We start from the raw sequence: 21,979 nt of genomic DNA, 5'->3' as shown, positions 1-21,979 counted from the left end.
CCCGGGATCCAGCACGGACGGCAGTTACGGACCCATACGGGCCCGTGGCTGCCGTTCGTTGCGTCCGCACCTGCACAGACACTGCACATCGAACGCATCTTTACTGCACCCCAACTGCATAGACAGGAGCCCCACCATGCCCACGCCCGAAGGCGTCGTCGAGAAGTACTTCCTCAAGCGGTGCAAGGCCCTGGGGTTCATGTGCCTCAAATTCACGTCACCCGGCACCCGCGGCGTTCCCGACCGGGTCATCATCGGCCACGGATGGACCGTCTTTGTGGAACTCAAAGCCCCCAGTGAGGGGCTGCGGCGGCTCCAGCAGGAAGTCATCAAAGACATGCGCAGCCACGGAGCAATCGTCCACGTCGCCAACTCCAAAGAACTGGTCGATGAACTGCTCGCCGAGCTTATCCGACCACCCGCGCAACTCACCCAATGACAGAAACCAAAATTGCTTTCACGCCTCCTCAGCGGCCGCCCGACGTGCCATTCAGGCAGAATGGGCGCATGTGCGGCAGATACGTGATGTCCAAGGCCACCGGTGACCTTCTGAGCTACTTTGACGCCAAGGAGGTGGAAGGCACGCCGCCGCCGCCCAGTTGGAACGTGGCACCCACTCAGAGCGTGCCCATTGTGGCTGAGCGGATTGACGAAGGCAGCATCGAGCGGCATCTGCTCGTGGCCCACTGGGGCCTGGTGCCGTCCTGGGCGAAGGACATCAAGATCGGTAACAAGCTCATCAATGCCAGGAGCGAGAGCATCCTGGAGAAGCCGTCGTTTCGCAAAGCCGCCGTGAAGAGACGCGGGATTTTGCCTGCGGACGGCTATTTTGAATGGCAGAAGACCGAGGACGGGAAGAAGATCCCCAACTACCTGTACTCCGAAGAGGAGCCGATGCTCGGATTCGCCGGCCTGTACGAGTGGTGGGCGGATCCGGCTGTCCCTGAAGATGACCCGGGCAAATGGCTGCTCAGCTGCACAGTGCTGACTACAACCACGCAGGACGCGTTGGGGCACGTCCACGATCGGAGCCCGGTCATCATCCCCAGGGACCGCTTTGCCGAATGGCTGGACCCGGATCTGACCGACAAGGACGACATCCAGCATCTGCTGGACTCTCTTCCGGAGCCGACCCTGGTGCCCAGGATCGTCAGTACCCGCGTCAACAGCGTCCGAAACAACGGGCCGGAACTGATTGAGCCAGCAGCGTGAGCGCCGACTTTAGGGCCACCGTTGCATTTCCCAACGCACTGCTATGGCTGATGGCTGAGAACGACCTGGAGCTCGTCATCCCCGATGTAGACGGCATCGGAAGCAGGTGGACCAGCGGAAACGCTTGGGGTGTGGCTGTCCAGCACGACGCCGACGGCCCCGTGACCCTGACGATCGGGACAGGGGCGCCGGCCAATCCTGCCCTGGCACTGCTGCACGAGGGCGTCCTGCGCTCCAGCAGGCGGCTCATCGAGGTCCAGACTGTCTACCTGGACAGCGTTATCACTTTCCGGACCGGGACAGAGGACGCCGCCATCAGCATTTGGGGTGATCACCCTGACCAGGCGGAGTGCGTCCACATCCAATGCCAGGACATCGAGGAGATGCTGTGATCGACGAACTGCGGCAGCACTATACAAAGGCCATCGGCGCAGAGCCGATCCTTCATGAGATGAACACCCGGACTGGAAAGCAGATGGGCGTTTTCGAGTGGCCGGCCGGCAGCTCACGGCTGGGTGTCCACTTCTACGCCTCAGCAGGCGCCGGGCACTACTGGAAGGACGTCCACCGCCACGCCGTGGAGCTGTTCACCGGAGTCAGCCACGGCGGCCAGGAAGTCCTCGACGCTTTTGCCACCATGGCCTTGAACGTCCACGTGTCCGGCACGATTCCGCAACACGGTGTCTTCGTCGCAGGCGACTGGAAGGTCATCAAAGGCCGCAAATTCACCGGCTGGCTCCTGACGGAAAGACTGGACAACTTCATGCCCAATTTGGAGGTTCCCGACGGCGGCCACGTGGCCTTCCTGGACACCATACCCGTCTTCCCCGAAGAAGCCGACTACAGACACGGTAACCGGTCCGATGACCTCTTCGACATCTGGGAGGCCGAAGGCGTCAGATCCTGGGACCTCGACCGTGAACTGCCGGCTGGCATCGTCCCACGGCTCTCGGGTGCCGGCGCGTTGCTGAGAAGTGCGCTGGACAAAGTCAGGAAGCTCTAGTCCATCCGGCAGAGCTACGCTCTGCCAGATTTCCGCATCAGACGATGGTGCAGCTTCGGCACGCCTGACGGCCACCAACGTCTTCCAGCCTTGTGACCAGGATGCCTTTGCCTTCGCTGTCCCATTTCGCGGCAATGATCTCGCACCAGTAGGGGTGATATTTCGTCCCTGCCTTGGTGACGTAGACCTGACCCTCCTGAAGCGCCGGAGAACCGTCAACGCGCAGCTGGGCCGGTTTGATCAGCTTTAGTTCGCCCAGATCGGCGGCCTCCTTGTAGGCCTTCCGGGCATATCCAAGATTCTTGGGCTTCGCCTTCGTCCGCGGTCCATATTTCTTAGTGGGCATGCCCACGATTGAACCACGACCGCGCGGGCATTTGTGTCCGTTGTCAGTGAATCTGGCAGTGCTGACGTGGTTAAATGCCAGTTCTCCTGACAGGGATCCGGGGTTTTGGCTGTCACTTGATCTGGCAGTTCCGAAGGTGCGTCCTGAAAACGCGAGCCGAATCCCTTGGGTCACCGGCAAAGGCCTAGGAGTACCCAGGAATGTGACGCTGCCACCTCCGCTGACAAGATCGCCCAAAACCCGTGGGCTGCCGTGTCTTCTGACAAAACTGCCAACTCAACTGACAGCGGACAATTTGGACCTGTTTTCCGTCTAAGTCCAGTCCAAAATAAAGAGCCGATAACCGTGATTATGACAACCTAAATCGGTTGATATTGCATCTGATGCATCAATTCCGGTGTCCGGTCTCAGTATTTTTGGCAAGATTCTCAGTGAACCTGGCAATCTACGGATCAGGCTCAATTTTCTCACTCAAGTTGGCGTTGCTGGATCCTTGCTGAACCGGGACTGCACGTTCGTTGGCGGGAAATCCGACGTCGCGATGGCTACTGAATTGCCAACTCAAGTGAGACGACCAATGCAAGTTTTGTCTCACTCAAATTGGCAAAAGCCCACGTCGGCGTTGCCAACTAAACTTAGACCGGACATCCGGCCCGCCGCGCCCATCAGCCCGGAACGTTCCGAGGGTCGTGGCCGTAGCTGTTCTTCTCGGCGATCTGGCCGTCCTGGTTCTTGATGACGTGCTCGACATTGTCGGCCTGGGCGGCATCCCGGCCGGCGGCTACCGCCTGGTCTTTGGTGCTGTAGCCGGCTCCAAACGCCCGGTCGGTGCCTTCGCGCCTGTTCTTCCACTGGCCGTCTTCGTGGTACGTCTCGATGTCACCCTGTGCCATTGCATTACTCCTCTGCGGTCCTTGGTCATGGCCAGCTGCTGCGCAAGTGCAGGTAGCGAAAAACCCCGCAGCAACTTGGAACCGCGGGGCCTTTCTGGCAACCACTTCGCCTGATGGGGGCCAAGCGAAGAAGCTGAAACCAAGCTAATAGCAAGCATGCTTACTTTTCAAGTTTGGTCAGGCTGGGCGTGCCGCGGCCACTCAACGAACTCATCAAGGAGCACAACCATGTCCACAAACACCCGGCCCGAGATGGCGGAACCAGCCGTCGGACCCCCATGCGAAGAGAGCTGCCGACACCGGTGCCCGGAGTGCCGCATGGGACTGGGCTCGCACCTCGAATGCGATCCGCTCTGCGATCACAGCTACCCCGGCGCCAACCCAAGGAACGGAGTGCCTTCACCATGCCCATAGCCACCAGACAGAAATCCGTCACCAAAACAGCCCTGATCGCCTTCGTGCATGAGAACAGTACCTTGAACCTCACCCAGTCCAAGGTCCTGGCAGACCACCTGCTCACCGAATACAGCGTCACGGCAAAACCACCTGCTGATCTGGGCAGTGTGGCTGTCGAGGTCGGCCAATTGTGGCAATACACCGGCACCCCACTCGTCGTGCGCATTACCGACGTCGAGATGGGACCGCAGTACATTCCCAACGACCCGGTCACCATCTGGAGCCCGGAGAACATCTCCTGGCAGAACACGGTTGACCCCGCATCACAGGGCGTTACGCACATCTCGACCTGGCTGAAGTGCATGCACCGGGTCGAAACAGGCTCTCAAACGCCGCCAGCTCCGGACGATTCCACAGAAAGCAGCGATCCCTCATGACCACACCAACCCGCCCTCACCCCGCAGCAGCAGAAACCGAGCCTGACCTGATGATTCTGGCCCACTACATCGACCATGCCCGTCTGCGGGCCAACAGCGTCGAAAGCGCAGCGTCCCAGGACGGCGTCTATGGGGACCTGTCCCGTGCGCTGGTCAAGACTCTGGCGTTGATCGTCGGCGAAAACCAGGCAGAGGCCGCCTACCAGGCTCTACTGGACGGCTCATCGGTCACCGATGCACTCAAGCACGCGCGCGACAGCTCCCCCGCCCACTCCCCCATCACAGAAAGCGAGGTGCTCCCATGAGCATCACCATCAACGACACCGTTTCCCACAACACCGCAACAACGAACGCCGAACCCGTTCCAGTCGTCACCGTCTTCAGTAAGAACGAGTGCTCCGCCTGCGACCACACCAAGGCCAAACTCACCGAATACGGCATCCCCTACCGGGAGTTCAACGTCCAGGAAGACTCCAAGACCCACGCCGAGTTCGGCAACAGGACGGCCTTTGATCACGTCGTGGAGCGCTACGGCCGCCAGATGCCCGTTGTGGTCGTTCAGGACGGCACCTGGGGCGACCACTGGGCCGGACGCCGTCCCGACAAGCTGGTCGAGCTCAAGCAGATCTTCGGGAACCTTCATGCCGCCGGCGTGCGCGAAGGATGCCCAGCACAGACTGTGGCGCTGTAGGACGTCCTCCTGAACAGCCGGGCAGCATCTCCTCCCACCTGCTGCTGCCGGCCGCTATAAGCCCACACACATACTCCGAAGCCAGAAGAAGGACGGTTGCACCATGGCAGTCTCCCCTATGTCCCCGCCGGCATTGCTGCCGCACCAGGCACTCATCAAGCAATACATCATCGACCATCCCCACTGCGGAATCTTTCTCGGCGTCGGCGGCGGCAAGACCTACACGGTGCTGCAAGCTCTGGCCTCGATCCGGCCTTCGGGGCACATCCTCGTCATTGCGCCGGTCAACATTGCCCGTTCCACCTGGGTGGACGAGATCGAGAAATGGAACATCCCGATCCGGACCCGGTCACTGATCGTGAACGACAACGACAAAAAGCTCTCCCGCGCCAAGCGCCTGCAACGCTACGCGGAAGTCTTCACGGATCCGCCCACGATGTATTTCATCAACCAGGAACTCGTCAAAGACCTGGTGGACAACATGCCCGTGGTCGACACCGGCGGGAACAAGGTCTTCCAGTGGCCTTTCCCCACGGTGATCGTTGACGAATCCCAAGGGGTGAAGAACCCTTCCTCCCAGCGCTTTCACGCCCTGAGACAGGCCCGCCCTGCCATCATCCGGCTGATCGAGCTCACCGGCACCCCGACACCCAACGGACTGCTGGACCTCTGGGCGCAGGTCTACCTGCTGGACCAGGGCCTGGCACTGGGCGAGACCATCACCGCCTACACCAACCGGTACTTCCTCCCCACAAAGTTCGCCAACAACCGGCCCATTGAGTGGGAACCGCGGGAAGGCGCCACCGAGGAGATCTACGCGCGGGTGGCGCACCTGGTGATGAGCACCGAAAACACCAGCATCACCCTGCCCAAGGCCACCATCGAGGACGTCAACATCTCGATGACCAAGGATGAGCTGGAAGCGTACCGTGACTTCAAGCGGGACCTGGTTCTGGACCTGGCAGCCGAGAACCCCGGCGAGCCGCTCATCACCGTAGTGGCCAAGAACCAGGCGGTACTGACCAACAAGCTCGTCCAGTTCGCCGCCGGCACGATGTACACCGATGACAACCACAATTACCGGGTCATCCACGACCACAAGATCCAGATGACCGATTACCTGATCCGGAACACCGACGGGCCCGTCATCGTGACCTATATGTTCCGCTCTGACAGGGCGGAACTGATCCGGAAGCTGTCAGCACTGGGCCACGATGTACGGCCCTTCGACGGCTCCCGCGCCATGGTCAAGGAGTGGAACCGGGGCAAGGTGCCCGTGATGCTGCTGCATCCGGCCAGCGCCGGTCACGGACTGAACTTCCAGGACGGCGGCAACACCCTGATCTGGTACACAGTGCCGTATTCACTGGAGCACTACATCCAGACCAACGGGCGGCTGGACCGGATGGGACAGAAGAACCCCGTCACGATCTACCGCCTGATCACCAAGGGCACCCACGACATGCGGCTGCCGGTGAACCTGGAGAAGAAGCACTTGGTCCAGGAAGGGCTAATCAGCGCCGTGCACGTCGATGCAGCGCAGGTCACCGAGCTGGCCGAGGAGTTCAGCGACCTCTACGACGTGGACGCCTCGCTGTTCTCGACAGTGGTCTGATCGCCAGGGGCCTCATGGGCTTTGCAGCTCACGAGGCCCCTGGCGGTGCCTTTAGTCGCTGCCGGGAATGGCGAAGCGCGACCCCATACGTTCACCCGCGAAGGCAGCGCGGGCCGCATTGATCGTTTCAAGGTCGTAGTAGCGCACCAGCAAATTCAGGCTGGCCATCGCCGCTGTAAAGGCGTGCTCTTCGGGCATTGATTCAAGGCATGCGGCGTGGACCATGCGGGCACCTTCGAGGATCTCTTCGGGCGCCGCCGGCGGTTCGGGCTCGGTGCCCAGCACGGCTGCCACGTCGGTCGCCAGTGCCGAGAGCGGATCGAGATCCAGTGCGATGCGAAAGAGCGTGACCGTCCTGGAATCCAGCGGAAGATCGTAAGGCTGGTCGAAGCTCTTTGGGACCAGCCGTCCTGAACGGAAGTCATCCAGGCCTTTCACAATCGCGTTTACCGCAGAGCCGGTTACTGCGTCGCGGCCCATGTAACTGTGCCGGGCTTTGGCGTCCACCGCTTTGGCGCACGCGGGCCAAATCGCATAGTAGAACTGGGCGAGGCCGAAGTCCGTCCATGCGTCAGCAATCGAGTCCCGGAAGCGTGCCATTTGTGCTTCCGTAGGGACGTCAATCCCGCGGTTGGAGAGCTGTTGCATGAGGTACCGTTCGGCTTCCATCACGATCAGCCTGCCGGCCAGCGTTTCCACTTCCCGGGGATACTTGTCCGCCGCCCCGTGGATCTCCTGGGACGAAAGCCGCTCGATTGCTCCAAAGCGGTCTTCCAGCCTTCCTTCACCGGCAGGCTGCCAGTCCATTTCAAAGGGGTAATACGTCGTGCCCTCGTCGCCGAACACGATCTTGGAGGGGCGGGAAACAGCTGTTGGGACGATGATGCCAAGCTCAAAGAGACGGCCGATGTCGTCATTGGAGAAGTGAGCGCGGTCGAGAAGGTTGCCCCGCAGCCGCCGGTCCTTGAAGGGATCGGACTGAGTGAGCTTGTCCAGGAGCAGGATTTCGTCGAGGCTTTCCAGCTCATCCGGAGGCAGGTTTCCCTGGAAAGACGCCAGCCACTCCTGAACTCGCGTGCCGTGCTCGTTCGCGGCGTCGAGTTTCGCTTCCTGGCAAGAAGCACACAGAGTTCCTGAGCTCCTTGACAGCTTGGCGGTGGCCGCGGCCCGGGAAGGCACCGTGATCCCCTCGGGAGTCTCACCGCATTCGGCGCAGGGGGCTCCCACAAAAGTGGCGACGACAAATGCGCCAGCAAGAGATGCCGCTTCAGCCGGAGTGACCGCGCCAAAGAGTTCGGAAGGCTTATGCTCCCAGTCAATTTTTCCGAAGCGGCCGGGGCGGCATGCCCAGTATTTAGCGGCATTGTCGGCATCTTCTCCGTCGAGCAGCCGCTCGACATCAATCCGCCAGGTCTCTTTGACCGCGTTCACGGGTCCTCCCCCACTACATATAAACCAGGTGTCCCGGGATCACCGAGAATCCCGCAGACACTCTACCGGCGACGGCCGGCTTCCCATCTGCCGGGGCAACCCGTGGAAACAAAGAAGCGCCCCTGCTGGATGCAGGGGCGCTGCCACACCTCAGCTGTGACGTCTATTTTGTCGGCGCGGCCGCGTTTCCGTCACCGGGGATCAGGATGTACGGGATCCGCAGGAGTGCTCCGGCATAAATGAGGTCGACGTCTTCGATCGAGTTGTACTCCGCCAGGCGCTCCACGCTGACTCCGGTGCCCAGCGAAATCTGCGAGAGAGTGTCGCCCCACTTGATGAGGTAGATCGTGTCGGCGGGTGCGACTTCTGCGGGAGCGCTTCCGCGCTCCGGGGGTGTGGTGGGTCCCGCGGTATCGGTGCCGGTTCCGCTGGCATTGTTCAGGTCGGCTTCCACGGGAGCCGGGGCGGCGTGGACTCCGGTGGGCGTCTGTGGTGCGAGAGCATTCGCGACTACACCAAAGCCTCCGCCCAACAGACCAAGAGCACACAGCAGCGTGATCCCTCCGGCGACGGCCACCGGAGCCATGCCGTATCCCAATGGACCCGCCTTGGGTGCCCTGCTCTCTTCAGTTCCCATAATTGCCAACCTTTTCTTCTTACATAGGGAGCACGCTGTCACTCATATAATCACTAGATTCTACTCATAACTCAGGGCTTACTGCTACCGTTGAGGTAAGCCGGAACACTCAACAACGTTCACCGGAAAACAGTGCCGAGAAGGCTCGTTTTCCAATGACACAACCCACTTCTCCCCCACACATTGAAAGAAGGCCCACTGTGCCGAACTACCAGGTCAACGCCACCCAGCTCACGCCGAACGCAACTGTCCACATTCGTGGCAAGCTCACCTATTCCCGCCTGGCCAAGCTGGTCGACGGCGAGGATCTCGTCAAGGCTGACGCGCAGCGCGTGAAGAACGGGATGAGCCCTGTCGGGCGTGCCCACACATCGGTGAACCTCGCCCAGGCCGAAGTCGTCTTTGCTTACCCGGCCAATCCAACTCCCGAAGAAATCTTCGTGAGCGAACGCCGGTTCACCTCGGCCAAGCACCCCGAACACGGCATGTCCTACTCGATGGACAACAAGTCCACCAACCTGCCGATCGTCGGTACCTTGAACGACGCAGGGGAAGTCGAGCAGGTCGTCCTGGAAAGCGATCTTGCCGCCGGCCTCGACGTGACGCTCGTGCTTCGCGTCTACAAGCCCAAGGGCTACGCCAACTGTGGTCTGTCCCTGGACCTAGTTTTGCTGCACGAGCCGATCCGCTATTACAACCCGGGTGTGAACACCGGCGAGCTTGCTGCCCGTGGCATCATCTTCGCGGCTCCCCCGAAGCAGATCTCCGGTGCTGACGCAGCTCCCGTTGCAGCAGGTGCCGGCCTTCCGGCCAACACCGACGCAGCGACGGGTCTTCCTGCTCCGGCGGCCGCAACCCCCGCTCCAACCCTGCCTGTCGTTCAGCCTGCGCCGGCGGCACAGGCCGTACAGCCGGTGCAGCAGGTGCAGGAAACTCCTGAGCAGGAACTGGCACGGCTCCGCGCCGAACTGGCTGCCCGCAATGCGGCCAGTGCAGCCTCCGGTGGGGAATCTGCCTTCGGCCCGGGACCGGTCACCGAGGATCCCTGGGTTACTCCGGGCCAGCAGCCCGTTGCCCAGGGCATCTCCTACTCCGGCTGAAACCTATCCGCGCAACAGGAACAGAGCATCAACACCATGAAAAGACCCGGAGTGCAACGAGTGTCCCTCGCCTTGCACTCCGGGTCTTTTTTTCCTGCTTCCAACAACACATCCCCCGACGCATCCCCCAATCTCGCCCACTGACTTCGCCACCTACATCACCAGAGAAGTGACTCCCTATGAATCAGCCCCAGCCACACGATCAGTGGCCGCCCGCACTCACCCCGGACATGCTCTTTCCGGACTTTTATGTCAACCCCGCCGTGCAGCTGCTGGCTGACCGCTCACGATGGTCTGTTTCGGACAACGAGAAAATGCCCATCGACATGCGCGAACTCATGAAGACTGGCCGGATCCGCGGCGCCTGGGACATCAGTGATGCCTGCCTGATGACGCTCAACGAGCTCACCAAAGCGCTGCCCAACGCCGCCAACAACGCCTTCTACCTCCAGGCACAGACCGACGGAGTGCTGGTACTGGACATCGAGAAAACCTGTCCGCCGAACGTGGCAGCCGAATTGCTGGGCATGTCCGAAACGCTGTATAGCGAACTGTCGATGTCCGGCCGCGGCTACCACCTGCTGATGCCGCTGCCTCCGAACTTCTGGGACTACCCGCTGGCAACGAGCAAGAAGGTGCTCAAGGAAGAACATGGTTGGTACGAAATCCTGCTGGATCACTGGGTGACGTTCACTCGTACCGGCGTACCGGCGGAACGGTACGTGGGGCCTGATGAGGACGCTCTCCCCCAAGCCCCTGCATGGGCAGACCTGTATGCCAGCCTGGCTGAGCTTGCTGTAGAGACGCCGACCGTCCAGGTGGATGTCAACGCGGACAAGCCGGAGATCCCGCGCGAAGCCGAGATTATCGAGCTCATGACGCGCCAGCCGCACAAACGCGAGCTGGGGAAGTTCCACAACGACTATTCCCGCTGGGAGTTCTCCATCCTGGGTGTGCTCTACAACCGCCTGGCGGCGATCCTGGTGGCCATCAAGGACGTCGTGGACCACCCCTATGACGAGAACGACCAGGCGTGGCTCGTCTACACGGCTGCGCAGAAGGTCATCCCACACCGGACCAAGCACGAGGAATACCGGAACAACATGCCCCTGCTGATGAACGCCACGGTGTCGCTGATCGCCCGCAGGGCAGCCACCAGCAACGACGGTGAAAAGGAGTAGTCATGGACGAGGAACGCAACACCGAAGACGCTTTTCATCTCACTCTCTACAGCAAGCCCGCCTGCGTTCAATGCGATGCCACCAAGCGGGCGCTGGACAAGAAGGGCCTGACCTACCGCGAGGTCGATCTCACCCAATCAGCCCCGGCGCTTGAGTACGTCATGGACGAGCTTGGCTACAGCATGGCGCCCATCGTCGTCGTCGATGAGCACAACCACTGGTCCGGTTTCCGGCCGGACCGCATTGAAGCAACCGTGGCTGCCCTCGGGCTGACAGGAACCCCTAGCTGACCAGCAGCCCCACCAAAAAGACCCAGCACCAACAACAGAAGCAGGAGCACCACCATGGCAGGCGAGACCACCATTACCGTGATCGGAAACCTCACAAATGATCCCGAGCTGAGATTCACACCCTCAGGCTCGGCGGTAGCGAACTTCACCATCGCTTCCACTCCCCGGACCTTCGACCGGCAGAGCAACGAGTGGAAGGACGGCGAAACCCTTTTCCTGCGGGCCGGCGTCTGGCGCGAGGCTGCCGAAAACGCTGCTGAAACCCTCACCAAGGGTATGCGGGTCATCGTCACCGGCCGACTGAAAAGTCGATCCTATGAAACCAAGGAAGGCGAAAAGCGCACCGTAATCGAACTGGAGGTCGACGAAATCGGACCAAGCCTTCGGTGGGCCAGCGCCAAGGTCAACCGCACTCAACGCTCAAGCGGCCAGGGCGGCTTCGGCGGCGGAAACGGTGGCGGCAACGGGGGATCTCAGGGTGGGAACTCCGGCGGCGGCTGGGGCGGCAACCAACCTGCACAGAATGACCCTTGGGCTACACCCGGTGTCAGCAACGCCGGCGGCTGGGGCAACGGACCCGACAGCGAACCACCCTTCTAAAGAAGCTCGCAGGAGCAAAAACTACCGTACAGAAGCCTCCACACCCGCCCCGACCAAGGGCTGTAGGTGGGGGCTTTCTGTTGCCTAACAACAATCACACCCGAAAAAAGGAGCAACAACCACCATGGGCGAGACCATGCACCCCGAAGATGCGCTGTGGGAAGCCGGCGCCAGCGATGGCTACTACGAAATCGTCGGAGCCAGCTACGCACCGAGCGACCCCGCAACCGGAACCCCCGCAACAGCCACCATCGACCTGAGCACCGTGGACCGAACCGGCTGCCTGCTTACGCACGACTACAGCACCGGGATAACCACCTTGAAGTGGGATTCGGACGCTCAGGAAAACCTCTACGGAACACCCGACGATGTCCAGACAGCCGTGGAAGACATCACCCGCGGTGCCCTGGACTCAAAAGCACTGTTCGATGCATTCCAAGGTCTGATGACGACGGGTGGGGTTCTCACCGCGTGAACCACACCGGGCGGGAAAATCGGTGCTTGGTGCAACGAGTCGGCAGAATCAGGAGACCCGGTATGCCTCCAGCTCCGAGATCTGGGCGTAGAGATTCATTCCGCTGGGCTTGCCGGCACGGTTCAGGCCCTGTGCGAACACTTCCTCCACGGCCTGGGCGGGCATCAGATAGATCCCGTCGTGCTGCGGGAATTCGAGCCGGTCTCCGAATAGCCGCGAGGACTCATCGCGGGTATGAACGACCAACGCAAGATAATCAGCGCGGATTTTGATGCCGGTGCGTCGACCCATGAAGCCGATTCCCCGGTCCGGCCAGGGGAAGCCAGCCTTCACATCGACGGTGCTTTCATCCCCTTCGAGGGTGATGACCACATCTTTGCTGCTGTGGTGGCCGCCGAAATACTTAGGGCTGTATCCCTTGGACTGTGCGAAAGCCAGGAACTGAGCTTCTGCCGCAAGTCCATATTCTTTGGCCGACCAGTAGAGCTCTTCTGCTGTCATTGTGTTCTCCCCCAAAAACCGATGAGTATGTTCAGCGCCAGCGTACAGCCCCGCTCTGACACCAGTCCTTGAACACATTCACGACTGGTTTCCCATACCCAAAAGCAGCATCGGAGCCTGCCGTCCTGTGGGTGTGTGGCCACTGAAGCTGCGCTGCCACCAACGCCGAACCGCATCGGCACAACCTGCCTGGTCAACGCTCCACTCCAGCGTGTGCCCAGGGGCATCAACGGCCACGAACTCCAGATCCGCTTCCGCAGAATATCGCTGGCTGTGATCGAACGACGCCAGCGGATCGCCAACTGCGTGCAAAATCAGCGTTGGCGGAAGATCAGTGGGTGGGTTATCGAACCAGGATCCGGCCTTCACATCCAAGGGCGTGGCGAGCCCGGTGAGCCGGTGGAGCCACCCGGAAGCCATAAGGCGCAACCCGGCTCGTGCAACAAAATGCGGCAGTCCGGCCTGCCGGCCTTGCTCGAGCAGGGTTTGCTCCCAGTCCATGACCGGGGACGTCATCACCAGGCCCTTGATGATGTTCCGGTGCCGGGAATGGTTCAGCAGTTGCAGGGCAATGGTGGATCCCATGGACCAGGTGGCCAGGACAACAGTTCGGGCGCCGGCGGACACAGCAAAGTCCAGCGCCGCTTCGACATCGCGCCATTCATCAAGCCCGAAGTGGTGCCGGCCGTCAGCGAGCCGGGGAGCGTCCCTGTCGCCAGCATAGGAGACGACCAGCTGTGTAGGGCCCAGCTCCCTGAAAACAGGAGCGGCGCGGAGGCAGGCTGCCCTGCGGCCACCCAGACCATGGACGTGGATGACCCAAGTGTCCGTTGTTTCGCCAGCCAGGAGCCAGGCAGGAGCACTTCCCCGCTCCACTGGAATCAGCACCTCCTCAGCCTTCAGGTCGAGGTCTCCGGGGCTCTCGAAGCCGTAACCGGACCAGTAGCCGCGGGTCGCCGGCGAGGGCCTGTAAACAGCTTCAATTTCCCGCACTACCGTTGCAGCGGTCGCGGAAAGGACCCTGCCGATGCGGGCGTGGCCGGTTCCCTGGTTCGTATAGAGACTGAAAGTGCCGGGCGCCGTCGTTGATGGCGTGGCCGCCAACTCCACGGAGTCCTCATTCCAGGCAATGATGGGCAAAGTATCGGCCCGGCGGTGACTGTTGCGTGTCGCCCTGCGGGCGAACGCCGTTCCGGCTGCCAAGGTGGCTGCTCCAACTGCGGCCGCCACAGACATGCCGATAGAGACAGCGGTCATACGTGGTGCCCGGCAAGGAACCGCTCGGAGTCTTCAATCGTCTGTTCAACCTGATAGTCGAAACGCTCTTGCAGCCGCCGGGCAACCTCGGGGTCAACACGGCTTGCGTCACGGATTTCCACGACCATGCGGTGCAGCTGCTGGCTGGGTGGGGTTGATTCATCCAGATCAATGGTCTGACGGCCCAGCGTTGCTTCTTCCCAGATCGGACGAAGGGCTACAAGCTTTGCCCGGGCCTCGTGGTGACGGAACCAGCGCCGCACCCATCCCGCAACGGAAGGTACGGCGAATCCTGTCACCAGTGTGAGGGCAGCCAGGGCGAACAGCAGGTCGTGTTGCAGGGCAAACCAGGAGAGCGCCCCGATAGTTCCGCTGTGGATCCGGAGCACATATTCGATGCCCGTGATCTCGGTGGCTGTTGCCAGGACGCAGCCGATGGCCGTCAGGAGCATGCCGACCCGATAGCGGCCCGCCCGGAACTTTCCCAGGTGAACCATCGCCACCAGGGCCGTGATGCCGAGAACGAGGATCGTGTAGACGATCTCGACCATGGCGTACCAGAGGGCGGCGTCCTGCGTTCCGTAAGTAACCGAGAAGCGGTCTGTAGAGCCAGTGGTCTCGACCGTGGAGAAGGTTGCAAGCTGGGCCAGGAGAACAACACCGAGCAAACCGCGGTTCCAGCGCTCAACGCGCTCAGCCTTGTGCGGAAGAGCCGCAGTGATCACCGACCGGGACAGCAGGTACACCCCGGTGGAGAAGAGCAGGTGGCCGGCGATGTTGGTGATGTTCCATCCGCCCAGAAAACGGTCAAGAGGCTGGAACAGCTCACCGATGTCGGTCGAGAACGAGAGGGCGAAGACGACGGCACACCACAGCATGACGTTGCTGGCGTGAGGCCGCCGTGTGATCGTCTTCGCGACGACCAGCGCCCAGAGAAGTCCTGCGATGACCCAGCTCATCCGAAGACCTCCGAAAACCGGCCGGGCTCGCGATCCGAGGCCGCTATGGCGGCCGAGAAGAGATCCGCGAGCAGTTCCGCCACAACTTCGTGTTCATGGTCGAAACTTTCCCGGGCCAGAACCGCCCGGACCCGTTCGCCGTTCAGGTGCGGAAAAAGAGTAGAGGCGTAATCCGCGCTGACCACCGTCTCGTCATGGCGGAGAACCATGTGGGCCAGTTCGTGAAGGATGAACTGCTGACGGTGGAGTTCGCTGCGCGGTGTTCCGTGGAAGACGAGCTCCACCGTGTCTTTGGCGAGCCAAAGTCCACACACCTTGGTGGTCCCGAGCTCATCGCGCTGTTCAATGACGATCCGGCGGCCGCGAACCCCTTCCACCGTTGCAATCAACGTTTCCAGTCTTACTTCGGCCCCAAGTCTCAACCCGTCAAAAGCAGCGCGTGCCTGCTGATGGGGTTTGAGAGCACGGGATGACGCTTTCCTGAAGAGGCGAACCCGGCGACTCTCGGCTCCGGCAGCACCCGCGATTGAGCCTGCTTCCTTCGGACTCACAGCATCCCTCCCCAGTCTGCTTCCAAACCAGTGTAGGCACTACCCACTGACAGTCCGGCATGGCTTGGCTGTCCTACGACGAGAAATCAACCACTGCGTGGCGCATGTGTGTGTCATCCAGCCTGCGGCTGGTTGCTACGCGCTGCGTAGCCGGGAGATGCGATGGCGGGGAGCGCCACTGAGCGCCTCACCCGCCCCGAGACGACGGTTTCGGGGACTCCGCTTCCGGAATGCAGGTACATGAGCTTGAGCTTCGGCTGCTGCACCAACAGCGATGTTGCGATTGCCGTGATTTCTGCCTGCCGGCCTGGGAGCGGAGTCCTTTCCTTTCCACGCTCTCTTCGCGTCAGCACACGAGAAAAGACCATAGCCATGTCGAAAATCAGCATGACCAAGAACTCCGACCTGAAGTCGGGCATGAAAATCGTCATCCCTGCCGGTGACACGCTCATGATCCGCGAAGAGGTCTACCCCAGCAGAATCAGCCCCGGATTCCTGGTGGCTGAAACCGAAATCGGCCCGCTCTACCTGGCCGGAGACCTCAGCACCAAAGTCGTGGTTACCGACGAGACGGCGGCCGCCGACACCTTCGTGGTGAAGCAATGAGCGCGGCGCCCGACGAGGTCCGAGAACCCGGCACCGAGCCTCCCCAGCCCGATGTCAGCGGCAGCGACCTGGAGGGCCTGGACGAAGTCCACGGCCGCATCTGCACTGATTGCCGGCTCGTCTGGATCGGCGGTTTCGACCAGACGGAACTCGGCCTGGACCCGGAGACCAGCTCCACCTTGAGCGACAGTGCCCGCGCCTTCGCCGAATCCGCCCGGCACATCAGCTGCGCCGAGGGGGAAGACACCGGCCACGGCTACTTCGAATGCCTGATCTGCGACACCACCAGCATCGGCGGCTACAAGGTCATCGCCTACCTGGTGCCGTGACGGCCGGGCGCACGTAACCGCTCCGCCTCCGATTCACACCACCCGAAAAAGCACGTCCAAACAGCTTCACCAGCACGACCCTCCCACCGTTTCCACACCACACAAGCCAAAGGAAATCATCGTGAAATTCACCCAGACCCTCACCGATGTCATCGCGATCGACCTCGACATGGAAATCGTTCCGGCCCTCATGGGAGAACCGGGTATCGGCAAGTCCTCCTTCGTGGAGGAACTGGCCCGCAGCATGAACACCAAGGCCTTCGTCCTTCCCTGCAACCAGTTGGCCGACAAGGCGGACCTCACCGGTGCACGCCTGGTGCCCACCGATGATGGCAAGAGCTACTCGCAGGTCTTCTACCCGCACCACGTCGTGCAGGAAGCCATCGAGTACGCCCTGGCGAACCCGCGGGAAAACCCCATCCTCTTCCTGGATGAGATCAACCGGACCACGCCGGACGTCACCTCGGCCGCACTGACTTTGGTGACCCTGCGCCGGCTGGGCTCTGTTGCATTGCCGGACAACCTCCGCCTGATGATCGCCGGCAACAACAAAGGCAACGTCACCACCCTGGACGAGGCTTCGCTTTCACGCTTCGCGCTGTACAACGTCGAGCCCGACGCGGCCACCCTGGTGAACATCCTCGGTGACGACCTGAACCCCTGGGTTGCCAAGGTGCTCACCCAGTACCCGGCCCTGGTCTTCCAGAAGTCGGCACCCAACGCCCTCGTGGTCGACGGGGACGCCGACGACGATGACAAGACCGCCCAGGCTTCGGTGGCCGATCTGTTCGACTCCGGCGAGGAGATGCTCCAGCTGACCACTCCGCGCACGATCGACGCCGTGAGCCGCTGGCTGAACAAGGTCAAGCCCGAGACGCTCCAGGAGTACCTCCAGACCCCTGCCTCGATTGAGGGCCGCGACACGACCCTGCTCAACGAGATCCTGGAAGGCAAGGTCGGCAACACCGACTTCACCACCCACCTGGTCTCCAACATCTCCGAGACCCTGGCCAACGGCGCCTCGGGCAAGCCTGCCGCCCACACCGCGCCCCGTCCGAAGGTCTACTCCCAGCTGAAGAACGCCCAAACGGCCTCTGACCTGGCAGACCTGCTCACGGGCCTCAGCGACCGGGAAAAGAGCGGCAGCCTGCTCTACGCCCTCTACGAGAAGACGGATAACGCCCGGCTGATCGGAGAACTGGCACCGGTGACGGTGAAGCTAGAACCCGAGCACGCCCAGGATCTGGTGAAGCTCGCTGCCAGCCAGCAGCTCGATGAGGGCAACGTCAATGCCTTCCTGGACACCGGTGCGCCCATCGCCGAGTCCATGCGCGTGGTCCTGGGCATCTTCTAGGCCGGAACCCTGGCGCCTCGTGCGGGGTCCCGCTCGAGGAGCCCGGGCAGCCACCGGAGTTCCCAGACTGCACCCGCACAGAGCAACACGCCGGAGCCGGTTCATCAGAGCCGGCTCCGGCGTTCCGCTCCCCTAAATCAGAAAGAAGGCCCACCATGGCTCTGACCATCACCAATCAGAAGCCCGCACAGTTCAGCCCTGTGCACAAGCTCCCCGTATCGGGCGATTACGATCCCGTGGCGGGCATCACCGCGACCATCGTCGATCCGCTGTTCACCCCGCTCAACCAGAACCACCCCGTCACGATCACCGATTCCAAGGGCAACACCCTGGACAAGGACGACACCACCGGGCTTCTCCTGCGATGCCTCGGGGACACTGTCGACGCGCAAGCTGAGTCCTCCGTCAAGAATCTGGTCGCCCAAGGCAGCGTCTACTACGACCCCAAGTCCCCGCTGCTGGTCAATGAACTCTTTGCCGTCCAGGCCGGAGTGCAGTACAAACTCCCTGCACCGACCCCTACGATCATCTACAGCGCCCAGGGGGACGTGATTCCGGCCGCCAAGAAGCTGCTGGCCGGGCAGGTCAACGACGCAGGGGAGTTCTTCGCCTCGATCGCCTACGCATTTCACCCGGAGACCATGGGCTTCTGGTTCCAGTCCAGCGCTGCGTTCGACGATTTCAAGACCTGGCTCACCGGAACCACGGCCGCACTCAGTTCCGTGCTGCCGGCCGATACCACCAACCTGCTGAACCAGTTCAGCAATATCTCCCTGAAGGGCCTCACCGAATCGCTGCTGCTGCGCAAGGACGACTCCGACGAGAACGAGGAATACTCGTTCGCCCGGGTCATCGTCCACATGCTGATGGACTACGTCCATCAGAAGGAAGCGGCGGCTGCGCAGGCACAGTCGACTCCGGAGACCGGCGCCTTGCCGTTCCTGCTCTCGGAGTTGTACTCCCCTCGCACGCTGGTCATCGTCAACGTGGAGGCACACGCGCGGGCAAGCGGTAACAAGGTCGCTTCCGAGTGGAAGATGATCAATGCCTCGATCGCCTCGCCGGTAAAGATCCTGTCCAACAAGTCGCTGTCCAAGCTGACCGCACTCCCCCGTGCGGCGGCCAAGGCCCAGGCGGCTGCCTCGAACATGGTCAAGGGGCATACCCAGACCGGCCGTTCGGCGCAGGTGAAGTTCCGCAAACAGGCACCGAGCAAGGTCGAGCTGGTCAGGGACCTGACGCGTGCGCTCAAGCGCATGGGGCAGGTCAACCGGTCCCAGAACGTCTTCCGGAAGTCCAAGTCGACGTTTGTGAAGGCCAACCGGCGCGATCCGGATGACTGGAACAAGCCCGGCAGGATCGTCTCCACCCACTACATGCCCGACATCCACGTCTACGTGGACACCTCGGGCTCGATCAGTGAGGAGAACTACCAGCAGTCAGTGATCATGCTGATCTCGATGGCCAAGAAACTCAACGTGAACCTGTACTTCAACTCCTTCTCGCACATGCTCTCTCAGGAGGTGCTGCTGCGCACGGCCAACAAGTCCGTGGCCCAGATCTGGAATGAGTTCAGGAAGATCCCCAAGGTTTCCGGCGGCACCGAGTACAAGCAGATCTGGGACTACATCAACCAGTCCCCTGTCCGGAAACGCCGGCTGTCGCTGGTCATCACGGACTTCGAGTGGTACCCGCCCACGACTCGTGAAGAGCACCCGAAAAACCTGTACTACGCGCCGTGTTCCTCCATGGACTGGGCAACGATCACGCACTACGCCCGGAACTACACGACCAACATGCAGCACATCGAGCCGGCTATCGCCCAGCGAATGCTGGGCCTGATCCTCTAGCCGGGCGGCTCTTCACCACGCCCTACCGCTCCACCCACCACCGAAAGTCCTGCGGGGCGGCTGTCTGAATTCCAGGCAGCCGCCCCGCAGACGTTTACAGCCCCTTCCCGTCCCGGGCAGGGGCTCCATAAATCATCAGGAAGGAGCCCCGTCATGGGTCTCAGCAACTTCACCCCCGGCGGCGCAGGCGGTAACACCCCTCCCGCAAGCTCAGGTCCCACCCCGCCGATGCCGTCGATGGCCAGCATGACGGGTTCGCTCGATGACATCACCGACCTCCTGCTCAACTACAACGAGAGGTTCAAAAACGCCGGTCCCACGCTGTTCCGGGACGACGTCATCACCCAGACGATCTCGGTGATCATTGGCAAGAACAAGCCCAATGCGCTGCTTGTCGGAGCCGCGGGCGTGGGCAAGACCAAGATCGTCGAAGACATTGCCCGGCGCATCGCCAACGATGATCCCCTGATCCCGAAGAGCCTGAAGGACCACACGATCTATGAACTTCCGCTGTCGTCCCTGGTAGCCGGCGCGGGAATTGTCGGCCAGCTCGAAGAGCGGGTCACCTCGCTCGTTGACTTCATCTGCGATCCCAAGAACAAGGCGATCCTGTTCATCGACGAGATCCACCAGCTGACCTCGGACCGCAGCTCCACCTACGAGAAGATCGCGCAGATCATCAAGCCGGCACTTGCCAGGGGCGACATGCACGTCATCGGAGCCACGACCCTTCAGGAGTCGCGGTCCTTCGACGACGATCCGGCTTTCAACCGCCGGTTCTCCCGGCTCATCGTGGACGAACTGAACCGTGAGCAAACCCTGGAAATCCTGCGGGCGGCCCGTCCGGGCCTCGTCGCCCATTACAAGCACCAGATCACCGTCACCGATGGGGTGCTGGAGACGGTCACCGCAGTAGCCGACGAGTACGCCAAGGCGGGGCACCACCGTCCGGACAACGCCCTCACCCTGCTGGACCGGGCCATGGCCGACACCGTGCTGGACTACAACAAGCGCCTTGCCAGGGCCATGGAGAACAACGACGCCACGGCGCTGGCAATGCTCCAGGCGGCCCCGACCGTTCCGACCACAGAGCGCCGTGTCCGTCAGGTCGCCATGCGCCTGATGACCGGTCACGCGCAGAAGGAAAGCCTGAATGTGCAGCGGCTCCGCGAGGAGCTCTCGCGCATCCAGGGCCAGGACACGATCACAGCAAAGTTGGTGGAGACCCTCCACCGGGATGACCTGGGTGTCTTCCCGCGCACGACGCCGATCGCGTGGCTGTTTGCGGGAGCCTCCGGTGTCGGCAAGACCGAGGTGGCCAAGATCATCGCCCAGGAACTGACGGAGCAGCCTCCGATCATCCTGAACATGACCGAGTTCCACTCACCTGCCTCGATCAACCGGATCATTGGCTCTCCGGCCGGCTACGTCGGTTCGACCTCCAACGCGGAGCTGCCCTTCGACTGCCTGGAGTCCAACCCCTACCGGGTGATCCTTCTGGACGAGATCGAGAAGAGCGACAAATCGGTCCAGCGTCTGTTCCTGTCCGCCTTCGACGAGGGACGGATTCGGACCAGCCAGGGCAAGGAGGTCGACTTCTCCAAGGCGATCGTGATCGCCACGACCAACGCGGCGAAGGAGACCATGAGCAAGAAGCCCGTGGGCTTCGGGATCCAGACGCCCCCGACCTACAACAACCTGGTGCGTGACCTGGAGCAGCACTTCGACACCGAGTTCCTTGCCCGGTTCAGCGAGATCCTCGGCTTCAACCCGCTCAACTCCGACACCTACCGCGAGATCCTCCAGGGCAGCTACGTGCGGGAGCGTGAACGGATCCTGAAGGACCAGCCGCGCAAGGCTGCCCTGCTGCCGGCCACCATCCCCGATGACGAGCTGCACACCCTGTCGGACAACACGTACCTGGAATCCCAGGGCGCCCGCCCGGCCGAACGTGCAGCCCGCCGCCACATCGAGGACATCCTGATCGCCGCCGCAGCACAAAACGCCGCGGCAGCCTTGCAGCCCTGGGCTGCCGGGTCCGACGGGGATGCGGAGGACGCCAGCGACACCGGAGATGCAGGGGAATCCCTGGACGCCGGGGAAGCGCCGGCAGAAGCAGAGCCCCTCGCCCCCGGGGACTACAGCGAGTCCCACCCGTAGTCCCACCTTCGTTTGACCATGTCGCAGCGCAGCTGCGGACGACTCCCACAGCCACAGCTTCAGCTGCGCTGCGACATGCCACCACACACACTCATCACGAGAAAA

26 protein-coding genes are annotated in these 21,979 nt (G+C 61.9%); 18 read left to right on the top strand and 8 right to left on the bottom strand.

What is annotated here, in order from left to right; translation table 11 throughout:
• The first annotated feature begins 136 nt into the window (after positions 1-136).
• The 4 genes from ACYQ1Z_RS14445 (at position 137) to ACYQ1Z_RS14430 (ending at position 2,215) form a co-directional block, all read left to right on the top strand.
• Complete coding sequence (locus ACYQ1Z_RS14445) at positions 137-439, top strand: PDDEXK family nuclease (protein ID WP_459793232.1); 303 nt, start codon at positions 137-139, stop codon at positions 437-439.
• Positions 440-507: 68 nt separating this feature from the next.
• The gene (locus ACYQ1Z_RS14440) at positions 508-1,212 is read left to right on the top strand and encodes an SOS response-associated peptidase (protein WP_459793231.1); all 705 of its coding nucleotides are present in this window, start codon (positions 508-510) and stop codon (positions 1,210-1,212) included.
• Positions 1,213-1,262: 50 nt separating this feature from the next.
• Positions 1,263-1,604, top strand: a complete 342-nt coding sequence (locus ACYQ1Z_RS14435) for a hypothetical protein (RefSeq protein WP_459793230.1) — start codon at positions 1,263-1,265, stop codon at positions 1,602-1,604.
• Positions 1,601-2,215 carry a suppressor of fused domain protein gene (locus ACYQ1Z_RS14430; protein ID WP_459793229.1) on the top strand — a complete coding sequence of 205 codons (615 nt, stop codon included), beginning with the start codon at positions 1,601-1,603 and terminating at the stop codon, positions 2,213-2,215. The genes ACYQ1Z_RS14435 and ACYQ1Z_RS14430 overlap by 4 nt, the downstream gene beginning before the upstream one ends.
• A gap of 37 nt (positions 2,216-2,252) precedes the next feature.
• Here the strand turns inward: ACYQ1Z_RS14430 and ACYQ1Z_RS14425 are convergent, their stop codons facing one another.
• On the bottom strand, positions 2,253-2,561 hold the full coding sequence (locus ACYQ1Z_RS14425; RefSeq protein WP_459793228.1) for a hypothetical protein: 309 nt from the start codon (positions 2,559-2,561) through the stop codon (positions 2,253-2,255).
• A gap of 665 nt (positions 2,562-3,226) precedes the next feature.
• Positions 3,227-3,454: a DUF2188 domain-containing protein gene (locus ACYQ1Z_RS14420; RefSeq protein ID WP_459793227.1), complete on the bottom strand. Its 228-nt coding sequence runs from the start codon at positions 3,452-3,454 to the stop codon at positions 3,227-3,229.
• A gap of 404 nt (positions 3,455-3,858) precedes the next feature.
• On the opposite strand from ACYQ1Z_RS14420, the gene ACYQ1Z_RS14415 reads away from it, so the two are divergent.
• The 4 genes from ACYQ1Z_RS14415 (at position 3,859) to ACYQ1Z_RS14400 (ending at position 6,593) form a co-directional block, all read left to right on the top strand.
• Positions 3,859-4,287 carry a hypothetical protein gene (locus tag ACYQ1Z_RS14415; RefSeq protein ID WP_459793226.1) on the top strand — a complete coding sequence of 143 codons (429 nt, stop codon included), beginning with the start codon at positions 3,859-3,861 and terminating at the stop codon, positions 4,285-4,287.
• Positions 4,284-4,592 carry a hypothetical protein gene (locus tag ACYQ1Z_RS14410; protein ID WP_459793225.1) on the top strand — a complete coding sequence of 103 codons (309 nt, stop codon included), beginning with the start codon at positions 4,284-4,286 and terminating at the stop codon, positions 4,590-4,592. Before ACYQ1Z_RS14415 ends, ACYQ1Z_RS14410 begins: the two co-directional genes overlap by 4 nt.
• Positions 4,589-4,978: a glutaredoxin family protein gene (locus ACYQ1Z_RS14405; RefSeq protein ID WP_459793224.1), complete on the top strand. Its 390-nt coding sequence runs from the start codon at positions 4,589-4,591 to the stop codon at positions 4,976-4,978. The genes ACYQ1Z_RS14410 and ACYQ1Z_RS14405 overlap by 4 nt, the downstream gene beginning before the upstream one ends.
• Before the next feature lie 103 nt (positions 4,979-5,081).
• Entirely contained in the window at positions 5,082-6,593 is a 1,512-nt protein-coding gene (locus ACYQ1Z_RS14400; RefSeq protein ID WP_459793223.1) for an SNF2-related protein, read from the top strand.
• Positions 6,594-6,644: 51 nt separating this feature from the next.
• On the opposite strand, the gene ACYQ1Z_RS14395 is transcribed toward ACYQ1Z_RS14400, so the two are convergent.
• Positions 6,645-8,024 carry a hypothetical protein gene (locus ACYQ1Z_RS14395; protein WP_459793222.1) on the bottom strand — a complete coding sequence of 460 codons (1,380 nt, stop codon included), beginning with the start codon at positions 8,022-8,024 and terminating at the stop codon, positions 6,645-6,647.
• Between the two features lie 163 nt (positions 8,025-8,187).
• Positions 8,188-8,661 (bottom strand): LysM peptidoglycan-binding domain-containing protein, encoded by a 474-nt coding sequence (locus ACYQ1Z_RS14390; protein ID WP_459793220.1) that lies wholly within the window; start codon positions 8,659-8,661, stop codon positions 8,188-8,190.
• Between the two features lie 200 nt (positions 8,662-8,861).
• Between ACYQ1Z_RS14390 and ACYQ1Z_RS14385 the strand changes: the two genes are divergently transcribed.
• The 5 genes from ACYQ1Z_RS14385 (at position 8,862) to ACYQ1Z_RS14365 (ending at position 12,307) form a co-directional block, all read left to right on the top strand.
• On the top strand, positions 8,862-9,761 hold the full coding sequence (locus tag ACYQ1Z_RS14385) for a hypothetical protein (protein WP_459793219.1): 900 nt from the start codon (positions 8,862-8,864) through the stop codon (positions 9,759-9,761).
• A gap of 179 nt (positions 9,762-9,940) precedes the next feature.
• Entirely contained in the window at positions 9,941-10,942 is a 1,002-nt protein-coding gene (locus ACYQ1Z_RS14380; RefSeq protein WP_459793218.1) for a hypothetical protein, read from the top strand.
• A 2-nt stretch (positions 10,943-10,944) separates the two neighbouring features.
• Positions 10,945-11,232: a glutaredoxin-like protein NrdH gene (gene nrdH / locus ACYQ1Z_RS14375; protein ID WP_459793216.1), complete on the top strand. Its 288-nt coding sequence runs from the start codon at positions 10,945-10,947 to the stop codon at positions 11,230-11,232.
• 54 nt (positions 11,233-11,286) lie between these two features.
• The gene (locus ACYQ1Z_RS14370) at positions 11,287-11,832 is read left to right on the top strand and encodes a single-stranded DNA-binding protein (protein ID WP_459793215.1); all 546 of its coding nucleotides are present in this window, start codon (positions 11,287-11,289) and stop codon (positions 11,830-11,832) included.
• Between the two features lie 124 nt (positions 11,833-11,956).
• Entirely contained in the window at positions 11,957-12,307 is a 351-nt protein-coding gene (locus tag ACYQ1Z_RS14365) for a hypothetical protein (protein WP_459793214.1), read from the top strand.
• 48 nt (positions 12,308-12,355) lie between these two features.
• Here the strand turns inward: ACYQ1Z_RS14365 and ACYQ1Z_RS14360 are convergent, their stop codons facing one another.
• From ACYQ1Z_RS14360 to ACYQ1Z_RS14345, 4 genes are all read right to left on the bottom strand, one after another.
• The gene (locus ACYQ1Z_RS14360) at positions 12,356-12,808 is read right to left on the bottom strand and encodes a hypothetical protein (RefSeq protein ID WP_459793213.1); all 453 of its coding nucleotides are present in this window, start codon (positions 12,806-12,808) and stop codon (positions 12,356-12,358) included.
• 78 nt (positions 12,809-12,886) lie between these two features.
• The gene (locus ACYQ1Z_RS14355; RefSeq protein WP_459793212.1) at positions 12,887-14,065 is read right to left on the bottom strand and encodes an alpha/beta hydrolase; all 1,179 of its coding nucleotides are present in this window, start codon (positions 14,063-14,065) and stop codon (positions 12,887-12,889) included.
• Positions 14,062-15,024, bottom strand: coding sequence for a hypothetical protein (locus ACYQ1Z_RS14350; protein WP_459793211.1), 963 nt, complete (start codon positions 15,022-15,024; stop codon positions 14,062-14,064). The genes ACYQ1Z_RS14355 and ACYQ1Z_RS14350 overlap by 4 nt, the downstream gene beginning before the upstream one ends.
• Positions 15,021-15,575: a hypothetical protein gene (locus ACYQ1Z_RS14345; protein WP_459793209.1), complete on the bottom strand. Its 555-nt coding sequence runs from the start codon at positions 15,573-15,575 to the stop codon at positions 15,021-15,023. The genes ACYQ1Z_RS14350 and ACYQ1Z_RS14345 overlap by 4 nt, the downstream gene beginning before the upstream one ends.
• A 372-nt stretch (positions 15,576-15,947) precedes the next feature.
• Between ACYQ1Z_RS14345 and ACYQ1Z_RS14340 the strand changes: the two genes are divergently transcribed.
• From ACYQ1Z_RS14340 to ACYQ1Z_RS14320, 5 genes are all read left to right on the top strand, one after another.
• The gene (locus ACYQ1Z_RS14340) at positions 15,948-16,181 is read left to right on the top strand and encodes a hypothetical protein (RefSeq protein WP_459793208.1); all 234 of its coding nucleotides are present in this window, start codon (positions 15,948-15,950) and stop codon (positions 16,179-16,181) included.
• Entirely contained in the window at positions 16,178-16,510 is a 333-nt protein-coding gene (locus ACYQ1Z_RS14335) for a hypothetical protein (RefSeq protein ID WP_459793207.1), read from the top strand. The genes ACYQ1Z_RS14340 and ACYQ1Z_RS14335 overlap by 4 nt, the downstream gene beginning before the upstream one ends.
• Before the next feature lie 121 nt (positions 16,511-16,631).
• Positions 16,632-17,864, top strand: a complete 1,233-nt coding sequence (locus ACYQ1Z_RS14330; protein WP_459793205.1) for an AAA family ATPase — start codon at positions 16,632-16,634, stop codon at positions 17,862-17,864.
• Positions 17,865-18,019: 155 nt separating this feature from the next.
• Positions 18,020-19,714, top strand: a complete 1,695-nt coding sequence (locus ACYQ1Z_RS14325; protein ID WP_459793204.1) for a hypothetical protein — start codon at positions 18,020-18,022, stop codon at positions 19,712-19,714.
• A 153-nt stretch (positions 19,715-19,867) separates the two neighbouring features.
• Complete coding sequence (locus tag ACYQ1Z_RS14320; protein WP_459793203.1) at positions 19,868-21,874, top strand: AAA family ATPase; 2,007 nt, start codon at positions 19,868-19,870, stop codon at positions 21,872-21,874.
• Positions 21,875-21,979: the final 105 nt, after the last annotated feature.

This window comes from Arthrobacter sp. AD-310, from assembly GCF_054656615.1.
The sequence above is the reverse complement of the archived record's forward strand: the minus strand, read 5'-3'. Positions and strand labels throughout refer to the sequence as shown.

What these genes read in the sequence shown, in the direction of transcription:
- ACYQ1Z_RS14320 (WP_459793203.1), top strand. Translation starts at nt 19,868, where the DNA reads ATGGGTCTCAGCAACTTCACCCCCGGCGGCGCAGGCGGTAACACCCCT.
- ACYQ1Z_RS14355 (WP_459793212.1), bottom strand. Translation starts at nt 14,065, where the DNA reads ATGACCGCTGTCTCTATCGGCATGTCTGTGGCGGCCGCAGTTGGAGCA.
- ACYQ1Z_RS14340 (WP_459793208.1), top strand. Translation starts at nt 15,948, where the DNA reads ATGTCGAAAATCAGCATGACCAAGAACTCCGACCTGAAGTCGGGCATG.
- ACYQ1Z_RS14435 (WP_459793230.1), top strand. Translation starts at nt 1,263, where the DNA reads ATGGCTGAGAACGACCTGGAGCTCGTCATCCCCGATGTAGACGGCATC.
- ACYQ1Z_RS14370 (WP_459793215.1), top strand. Translation starts at nt 11,287, where the DNA reads ATGGCAGGCGAGACCACCATTACCGTGATCGGAAACCTCACAAATGAT.
- nrdH (WP_459793216.1), top strand. Translation starts at nt 10,945, where the DNA reads ATGGACGAGGAACGCAACACCGAAGACGCTTTTCATCTCACTCTCTAC.
- ACYQ1Z_RS14425 (WP_459793228.1), bottom strand. Translation starts at nt 2,561, where the DNA reads ATGCCCACTAAGAAATATGGACCGCGGACGAAGGCGAAGCCCAAGAAT.
- ACYQ1Z_RS14390 (WP_459793220.1), bottom strand. Translation starts at nt 8,661, where the DNA reads ATGGGAACTGAAGAGAGCAGGGCACCCAAGGCGGGTCCATTGGGATAC.
- ACYQ1Z_RS14415 (WP_459793226.1), top strand. Translation starts at nt 3,859, where the DNA reads ATGCCCATAGCCACCAGACAGAAATCCGTCACCAAAACAGCCCTGATC.
- ACYQ1Z_RS14445 (WP_459793232.1), top strand. Translation starts at nt 137, where the DNA reads ATGCCCACGCCCGAAGGCGTCGTCGAGAAGTACTTCCTCAAGCGGTGC.
- ACYQ1Z_RS14400 (WP_459793223.1), top strand. Translation starts at nt 5,082, where the DNA reads ATGGCAGTCTCCCCTATGTCCCCGCCGGCATTGCTGCCGCACCAGGCA.
- ACYQ1Z_RS14380 (WP_459793218.1), top strand. Translation starts at nt 9,941, where the DNA reads ATGAATCAGCCCCAGCCACACGATCAGTGGCCGCCCGCACTCACCCCG.
- ACYQ1Z_RS14350 (WP_459793211.1), bottom strand. Translation starts at nt 15,024, where the DNA reads ATGAGCTGGGTCATCGCAGGACTTCTCTGGGCGCTGGTCGTCGCGAAG.
- ACYQ1Z_RS14335 (WP_459793207.1), top strand. Translation starts at nt 16,178, where the DNA reads ATGAGCGCGGCGCCCGACGAGGTCCGAGAACCCGGCACCGAGCCTCCC.
- ACYQ1Z_RS14420 (WP_459793227.1), bottom strand. Translation starts at nt 3,454, where the DNA reads ATGGCACAGGGTGACATCGAGACGTACCACGAAGACGGCCAGTGGAAG.
- ACYQ1Z_RS14405 (WP_459793224.1), top strand. Translation starts at nt 4,589, where the DNA reads ATGAGCATCACCATCAACGACACCGTTTCCCACAACACCGCAACAACG.
- ACYQ1Z_RS14360 (WP_459793213.1), bottom strand. Translation starts at nt 12,808, where the DNA reads ATGACAGCAGAAGAGCTCTACTGGTCGGCCAAAGAATATGGACTTGCG.
- ACYQ1Z_RS14440 (WP_459793231.1), top strand. Translation starts at nt 508, where the DNA reads ATGTGCGGCAGATACGTGATGTCCAAGGCCACCGGTGACCTTCTGAGC.
- ACYQ1Z_RS14325 (WP_459793204.1), top strand. Translation starts at nt 18,020, where the DNA reads ATGGCTCTGACCATCACCAATCAGAAGCCCGCACAGTTCAGCCCTGTG.
- ACYQ1Z_RS14410 (WP_459793225.1), top strand. Translation starts at nt 4,284, where the DNA reads ATGACCACACCAACCCGCCCTCACCCCGCAGCAGCAGAAACCGAGCCT.
- ACYQ1Z_RS14365 (WP_459793214.1), top strand. Translation starts at nt 11,957, where the DNA reads ATGGGCGAGACCATGCACCCCGAAGATGCGCTGTGGGAAGCCGGCGCC.